The sequence below is a fragment of the Actinomadura sp. 6N118 genome (genome assembly GCF_044326415.1).
Taxonomy (GTDB): Bacteria; Actinomycetota; Actinomycetes; order Streptosporangiales; family Streptosporangiaceae; genus Spirillospora.
The window spans coordinates 1-868 of record NZ_JBIRAZ010000076.1 but is presented as its reverse complement, the minus strand read 5'-3'; the positions used below and the strand labels follow the sequence as shown (position 1 = coordinate 868).

The following is an 868-nucleotide window of genomic DNA, read 5'->3' as shown; positions in this document are numbered from 1 at the left end:
TGCACCGCGTAGGCACCGACAGCGCCTCCGGCGCCGGTGATGAGCACGCGCTGCCCGGCGGTGAGCTCGCCGAGTTCGAACAGTGCCTGCCAGGCGGTCAGGCCCACCAGTGGCAGGGCCGCCGCGTCAGCGAGCGGCACGCTCGAAGGCGCAGCCGCCAGGGCCTCGGCGGGTGCGATGACGTACTCGGCGGCCGCGCCGTCGCCGATCATCGGGAGGAATCCGACGACCTGGTCACCGACCGCCACCGCGTCGACGCCGTCGCCGAGCGCGTCGACCGTTCCGGCGACGTCGATGCCGGGCGTGTGCGGGAGCGTCACCGGGAACGGGCCCTGGAGACCACCGCCGCGGATCCCGGCGTCGACCGGGTTGAACGAGGTCGCCGCGACCCGGATGCGGACCTCGCCGGCGCTGGGGACGGGCAGTGCCACGTCCTGGTAGCGCAGGACATCGGCATCGCCGTACTCGTGGAACCGCACTGCCTTCATGACGGGACTTCTTTCTTCGAACGAAAGGATGTGCTTCGAATTCGAAGCACTGAGGTGAGGTTAGCACTGCTTCGAACTCGAAGCAACTACGATGGCGGCATGACCGGACAACAGGCCCCTGCGCCGCTGGATCCCGCCGAACTCGGCGCGTACTTCGCGCTGATCGAGGTGAGCAGCCTGCTACGCCACACGGTGGAGCAGCAGCTGCGCGACGCCGGCGACCTCAGCTACATCCAGTTCCAGCTCTTGGCCACACTCGCAGACGCCGCAGACGGCAGCCGGCGCATGACCGAGCTGGCAGACGGAGTCGTGTACAGCCGCAGCGGCCTGACCTACCAGGTGGCGCTGCTGGAAAAGGCCGGACTCGCCGCTCGCAGCCC

Annotated in this window: 2 protein-coding genes; one reads left to right on the top strand and one right to left on the bottom strand. The window is 69.4% G+C overall.

All coding sequences use genetic code 11. The features are described from left to right. Positions 1-488: NADP-dependent oxidoreductase (locus tag ACH34W_RS55430; protein ID WP_395969357.1), on the bottom strand; the 488-nt coding region annotated here is incomplete at its 3' end. 99 nt (positions 489-587) lie between these two features. On the opposite strand from ACH34W_RS55430, the gene ACH34W_RS55425 reads away from it, so the two are divergent. Continuing rightward, on the top strand, positions 588-868 hold a 281-nt coding region (locus ACH34W_RS55425), incomplete at its 3' end, for a MarR family transcriptional regulator (RefSeq protein WP_395969356.1).